Annotated in this window: 6 protein-coding genes; 1 reads left to right on the top strand and 5 read right to left on the bottom strand. The window is 70.1% G+C overall.

What is annotated here, in order from left to right; translation table 11 throughout:
* Positions 1-771: phosphoribosyltransferase domain-containing protein (locus B7P34_RS34650; protein WP_189383274.1), on the bottom strand; the 771-nt coding region annotated here is incomplete at its 3' end.
* Positions 768-1,934: an HpcH/HpaI aldolase/citrate lyase family protein gene (locus tag B7P34_RS34645; protein WP_106682117.1), complete on the bottom strand. Its 1,167-nt coding sequence runs from the start codon at positions 1,932-1,934 to the stop codon at positions 768-770. The genes B7P34_RS34645 and B7P34_RS34650, both read right to left, overlap by 4 nt.
* 241 nt (positions 1,935-2,175) lie before the next feature.
* Here B7P34_RS34645 and B7P34_RS34640 point away from each other — a divergent pair, with 241 nt between their 5' ends.
* Positions 2,176-3,135: a TerD family protein gene (locus tag B7P34_RS34640; RefSeq protein ID WP_106682116.1), complete on the top strand. Its 960-nt coding sequence runs from the start codon at positions 2,176-2,178 to the stop codon at positions 3,133-3,135.
* A 128-nt stretch (positions 3,136-3,263) separates the two neighbouring features.
* Here the strand turns inward: B7P34_RS34640 and B7P34_RS34635 are convergent, their stop codons facing one another.
* The 3 genes from B7P34_RS34635 to B7P34_RS34625 all read right to left on the bottom strand — a co-directional run bounded on the left by B7P34_RS34635 (position 3,264) and on the right by B7P34_RS34625 (position 5,904).
* On the bottom strand, positions 3,264-4,040 hold the full coding sequence (locus tag B7P34_RS34635) for a TerD family protein (protein ID WP_223268553.1): 777 nt from the start codon (positions 4,038-4,040) through the stop codon (positions 3,264-3,266).
* Between the two features lie 81 nt (positions 4,041-4,121).
* Entirely contained in the window at positions 4,122-5,279 is a 1,158-nt protein-coding gene (locus B7P34_RS34630) for a DUF475 domain-containing protein (RefSeq protein WP_106682114.1), read from the bottom strand.
* Between the two features lie 49 nt (positions 5,280-5,328).
* Complete coding sequence (locus B7P34_RS34625) at positions 5,329-5,904, bottom strand: TerD family protein (protein ID WP_030369881.1); 576 nt, start codon at positions 5,902-5,904, stop codon at positions 5,329-5,331.
* Positions 5,905-6,003 lie beyond the last annotated feature (99 nt).

Here is a 6,003-nt window from a genome sequence, read left to right as displayed (position 1 = left end):
ACCCCGGAGCCCCCGCCCCCGGCCCCCGGACGCACCGGCACCCGCCAACGCCTCCTGCCCCGCAAGCAGCTCCCGCTCCGCAACCAGCTCCTGCCCCCGCTCCAGCACGCCCTCCGGCAACCGCACCGTGCCCGAGGCCGACGCCACCAGATCCACCCGGGCCCCGAGCTCCGCCGCGAACCCGGCCAAGCGAGCCCGGTCCTCATCCGACCGCATGTCGACCAGCGCAACGACCACGTACCGCGAGCGCGGGAACCGCGCATGGAGGGCGGCGATCGTGTTCAGAACCGTCCGCCCCGTGGAGAACTCGTCGTCGACGAGGACCAGCGGCCCGTCCCCGGCGAAGAACTCCGGGTCCTCCGGCAGCAGCAGGTGCGACGTGGCGTGGCTGTGCTCCTCCTCGAAGCCCCCGACCGGCGCGACCCCGGCCACGGCCCGCCGCGTCGAGTGCAGGTACGGGGCGAGCCCCAGCCCGTCGGCGACGGCGTGCCCCAGACCCGTGGCCGTCTCGGCGTACCCCAGGACGACGGCCCGCGCCGCCTCCGCGTCGCCGAGCAGCTCGCGGACGCGGCGCCCGAGCCCGAACCCGGATCCGTACACCACCGCGGGAGACGCCGGCACGTGCTTGCCCAGCACGTTGGACACGAGCAGATGCGCCCGCTTGGGGTTCCGCCGCAGCGCCAGCCCGAGCAGCTCGGGGAGCCGGGCGTCACCGTCCAGCGTGACGCCCAGCCGCTCCGCGACCCACTGTCCCGACCAGACCCCGTTCACACGCCCGCCCGCACACTCGCCGCCAGCAGTTCCACAAAGCTCACGTCCTCCCGCGCGACGCCGAACACCTCGGCTCGCAGCATGATCCGCTGGGCCCAGGCCCGGTGCGGCTTCACTTCGTTCATCTTGTTCGTGTAGGCGGACCGCAGCACGCCGCCGCCGTCCCGCTCGGGCCGCAGGATGTCCTGTGCGTCGCTGAACTCTTCATGGCTGACGACGGACAGGGCGTGAACGGGCGCGACGTGCGAAGGATGGATGCAGGTCTTGCCCTGGAGCCCGTTCGCCCGGTCGAGCTGGATCTCCCGCAGCAGCCCGTCCATGTCGTGCTCGATGAGAGCCGTGCGCAGTTCCTCCGCGGGCCCGGCGAAGGGCGTCCGCCGCAGCTGCGGTTTGAACATCCGCTCGTGCTGTCTGAAGTACTCCCACACGGGGCCGGTGACGGTGAACCCGCTGCCGTCCGCCCGCCCGAGCACGTTCACCACGTCGGCGATCACGGATGCGACGATCTGCACGTCGTACGCGGTCATGTCGGGTGCCCGCCGCAGCCCGTAGGCGGAGCAGAAGTCGGTGACGCCGAGCCGGAGGGCGAGCACCCGCTCGCGGTACTTGTCCACGGTGCGGGAGATCCCGGCGAGGGTCTCGCGCCGCGTCTCCAGGTGGAGCAGTTCGGGTGATTCGAGGACGGGCATGGCGAAGAGCCGCTGCCCGCACTCGGCTTCGGCTTCGGTGAGGGCCTCCAGGAAGGGGACGCCGCGGTCCTCGGTGAACTTGGGGAGGACGAAGCCGGAGAGCAGCCGGACGGCGGGCCCGAGGCGCCGTACGAGGTCGGTGATCTGTGCGGGTTCGCGCACGCGGATGAAGAGCAGCGGGGCGGGGGCGCCGGCCCGGTCCAGCTCGGTGAACTGCCGGACGAGGTTCTCCTCGGCGGCGGTGACGTCGTGGTCGCCTATGGAGTCCTCCAGGCAGAGGACCATGGAGACGACGCCCCGTTCGGTCTGCTTGACGACGTCCGCCGCGAGGGACGGCCGCGTGCCGGGAGCGTAGAGCGTGGCGCCGAGGGCGACGGAGAGCGTACGGGCCGGGGAACCGGCGTCGAAGGTCACCGGCTCCTGGTGGAACAGCCCATTCCGCACCGAGGGCGCAAGGTGTTCGAAATGCCTCATTACTCTCCCCGTGGCCACACCCGCGCACAGGCTCGTCCAGGCGCAGAGGTGGCCGATTATCGTACGTCCGGCGACGGGTCAAGAGTTCCCCAAGTGCAGGAAAATCTGGGACCCCGTATGAGTCGCCGGGATGCCGGAGCGGGGAGTCCGCGGGTGCGCGATGTGCCGGTTTCGTGATCGTCGGCACCGTCGCCGACCCCTGCGTTGTCCCCCGGAGCCGTGGGAGGGCAGGATTGCGGACATGACGCACGCCATGCTGAAGGGGTCGAACATCCCGCTGGACGCCCGCGCCGTGCGGGCCGTACTGCGCTGGACCCCCGGCCCGGGCGTCCCGGACGTGGATGCCTCCGCCCTGCTCGTGGGCGAGAACGGCCGCGTCCGCTCGGACGAGGACTTCGTCTTCTACAACCAGCCCCGGCATCCCTCCGGCGCGGTCCGCCACCTGCCGAAGAAGCGGCTGGTCGAGGGCCTGACCGACGCGATCGAGACCGACCTCGGCGCGCTGGAGCCGTCCGTGCACCGCGTCGTGCTGGCCGCCTCCGCGGACGGGGGCGACTTCGGCCGCGTGCGGGATCTGTGCGTGCTGCTCTACGACGCCGCGGCGGTTCCCGCGGGGCAGAGCGGCGAGCCGCTCGCACTGTTCGAGGTCCAGCCGGAGACCGGCTCGGAAACCGCCATGATCTGCGGCGAGCTCTACCGCCGCGGGGAGGGCTGGAAGTTCCGGGCCCTGGGGCAGGGCTACGCCTCGGGGCTGGTCGGGCTGGCCACGGAGTTCGGCATCTCGGTGGACGAGTCGGAAGAGGCCGGGAGCGGGGCCGGCGCGGACGGCTCCGGAAGCGCCGCGAGCTCCGGAGGCGCCGCAAGCGCCGGGGACGCGACCACGCAGGCTGCGGCGCCGGTGCCCACGCAGGCGCCCGACGAGGCGCCTGCTGCCGCGGCCACGGGCGCGCAGGCACCTGCCCCGGCGCCGCAGCCGCAGCCGCAGCCGCAGCCGCAGCCGGGGTACGGATACCCCGCGCCGCCTTCCGTGCCGCCCACGGTGCCGCCGGCGGTGCCGTCGCAGCCTCAGCCCGCGTACGGATACCCGCACCAGCCTGCGCCCACGGGGGCGCCCGCCTACGGGTATCCGCAGTACCGGCCGCTGCCGGATCCCTCGTTCCGGCTGCCGCCGCAGGGCCCGCAGTTCCTGCCGAACCGCTGACCGCGGCGCACCGCAACACCGCCCGAGGCTCCGCGGCACCGTCCCGGGGCTCCGCCCCGGACCCCGGTCCTCAAACTCCCCCAGCTACCGCTGGGAGGTGCCCCCAGACGGGCTGATTTTCTGCAGGCTCAGACCTTCGTCTTGTACCCCCTCCCCCACTGCAACCCCCACCCGTACAGCCGGTCCAGCTCCGCCTGGAACCCGTACACGTACCGCATCTCGCGCCGCAGCACGATCTCGCCCTTGACGTTCTCCAGCATCACCACGGCGCACGACCGCGCCTCCGGTGCGCGCTCGTCGAGCGCGATCTCGATCCGGGGGCCGTTGCCGGGGTAGAGCGTCACGAGGGCGTGCGTACGGTCGAACGCCGGGGTGCCGTCATAGATGTAGACGAAGACGAGCAGCCGTTTGAAGTCGGCGCGGTGGTCCATGTTGATGTAGATCGTCTCGCCCGAGCCCGAGCCGAAGCGGTCATCGCCGCTCAGCTGGATGTACGGCGGCGAGTTGATGCTGCCCAGTATGTTGCCGAGGGGCTGCACCACGCCTTTGGAGCCGTCCTGGAGCTCGTACAGACAGGCGAGGTCGAGGTCGACGTTGACCATGGCCGGGCCCTGCGCCTGCACCATCTCGGGCCGGAATTTCCGCATGGGGTGCCGTAGCCCCTGGCCGAGCCCCGCCCTGTCGCCGAAGTCCGAGGTGCGCATCCGCCAGGAGAGGTTGACGCGCAGGTTTCCGGTGACCGCTCCCTGTTTGGTGAGGGAGAACGAGGGATGACGCTTGGTCAGCTCTACGGCGCCGTTGGCACCGCCGAAGTCGAGCTGCTGCGCGGCCGCGCGCCCCCAGTTGCTGAAGAACCTGTCCCAGACCGCCATGACCGACGAACCCCCCACCTTTTCCTGGCGCATTTCCCGCTCAACTGCCGCGGGGCGGCCGTGAGGTGAGCCTCACGACCGCCCCGCTGAGAGCGTTCCTCAAATGTGCCAGGGTCACACCCCGGAAGTGACTTCCGCCTTGCTGCCCGAGCCGTCTCCGGCCTCCGCCTCCTTGCGGTTGCGCAGCACGGAGGAGAAGAAGGACAGCCCGATGAGGGCCACGCCGATGAGACCCGTGACGACCTCGGGGATCTCGTACTTGATGCTGATCATCAGGATGACGGCGAGGGCACCGATGGCGTAGTGCGCGCCGTGCTCCAGATAGACGTAGTCGTCCAGGGTCCCCTTGCGGACGAGGAAGACCGTCAGGGACCGGATGTACATGGCGCCGATGCCGAGACCGAGGGCCATCACGAAGATGTCGTTGGTGATGGCGAAGGCGCCGATGACGCCGTCGAAGGAGAAGGACGCGTCGATGACCTCCAGGTAGAGGAACATGAAGAACGCGGCCTTGCCGGCGAGGCCGACGACCGAGCCGCCGCCCTTCTTCGCACCGGCGGGCACCGCGTCCTCCACGGCCCCGTCCTCGTCCTCGTCGTCCTCGGCCTCTTCCAGGCGGTCCTCGAAGAAGCCGGAGATTCCGCCGACGATCAGATACGTGACGAGGCCGCCGATTCCGGCGAGCAGGACCGTGGTGGCCTTGTCGATCGTGCCCTCACCGTCGTGCACCGGAACCGCGGTGGCGAAGGTGGTGGCGGCGATGATCAGCACGACCAGGGAGACGACGACGGAGAGGGTGTCCAGCTTGCCGAGCTTGGCGAGCGGCTTCTCCAGCCAGGCCAGCCACTTGATGTCCCGGTCCTCGAAGATGAAGTCCAGGAAGATCATGAGCAGGAACATGCCGCCGAAGGCGGCAATGGCCGGGTGGGCGCTGGTGACGAGGGCTTCGTAGCGGTCGTGGTCCTGAATCGCGACCCTGACCGCCTCGATCGGACCCAGCTTCGCCGTGATGGCGACGATGACGACCGGGAAGACGAGCCTCATGCCGAAGACGGCGATGAGGATGCCCACGGTCAGGAACATCTTCTGCCAGAACGGGTTCATCTTCCGGAGGATTCCGGCGTTGATGACCGCGTTGTCGAACGAGAGCGAGATCTCGAGGACGGACAGTATCGCGACGATCGCGAGCCCCTGCCACCCCCAGAGGACACCGGCCAGGGCCAGTCCGGCCGCCGTGATGGCGAACGACCAGCCAAAGGTTTTCAGGAGCACTGGCTACCCAATCCTTCGTTATGGGGTTTCCCCCGCGCCGTGCGCGGCTTTACGAAACGTTGACCCCGAAGTCTAGGGCGATGCCGCGCAGGCCTGATGCGTACCCCTGCCCGACCGCTCGGAACTTCCACTCGCCTCCGTAGCGGTACACCTCTCCGAAGATCATCGCCGTCTCGCTGGAGGCGTCCTCGCTGAGGTCGTAGCGGGCGAGCTCGGAGCCGTCGGCCTGGTTGACGACGCGGATGTAGGCGTTGCTGACCTGGCCGAAGCTCTGGCCGCGGACATCGGCGTCGTGGATGCTGACCGGGAAGACGATCTTGTCGCAGGCGGCGGGGACCTTGGTCAGGTCGACCAGGATCGTCTCGTCGTCGCCGTCGCCCTCACCGGTGAGGTTGTCGCCGGTGTGTTCGACGGAGCCCTCGGGGCTCTTGAGGTTGTTGTAGAAGACGAAGTACTCGTCGCCGAGCACACGGCCCGTGGCGCACAGCAGAGCACTGGCGTCGAGGTCGAAGGGGGCTCCGGTGGTGGAGCGCGCGTCCCAGCCGAGACCGACGGTCACGTTGGTGAGGTTGGGTGCGGCCTTGGAGAGGGAGACATTGCCTCCCTTGGCGAGCGTGACGCCCATGATCTTGTTTCCTCCCCGAGTCGAGATCCGGCGCCCCGGGCTTGCTGCGGGGCGCGGGTGCGCGTCCGGCGCCGCACCCCCGCGAGGTGCGGGGGTGCG

This window comes from Streptosporangium nondiastaticum, from assembly GCF_003011965.1.
GTDB lineage: Bacteria > Actinomycetota > Actinomycetes > Streptomycetales > Streptomycetaceae > Streptomyces > Streptomyces nondiastaticus.
Note: the sequence above shows the minus strand (reverse complement) of the source record. Positions and strands in the feature narration are given on the sequence as shown.

Excerpts from the sequence above, each read along its gene's own strand:
- B7P34_RS34625 (WP_030369881.1), bottom strand. The coding sequence starts at position 5,904 with ATGGGCGTCACGCTCGCCAAGGGAGGCAATGTCTCCCTCTCCAAGGCC.
- B7P34_RS34640 (WP_106682116.1), top strand. The coding sequence starts at position 2,176 with ATGACGCACGCCATGCTGAAGGGGTCGAACATCCCGCTGGACGCCCGC.
- B7P34_RS34635 (WP_223268553.1), bottom strand. The coding sequence starts at position 4,040 with ATGCGCCAGGAAAAGGTGGGGGGTTCGTCGGTCATGGCGGTCTGGGAC.
- B7P34_RS34645 (WP_106682117.1), bottom strand. The coding sequence starts at position 1,934 with ATGAGGCATTTCGAACACCTTGCGCCCTCGGTGCGGAATGGGCTGTTC.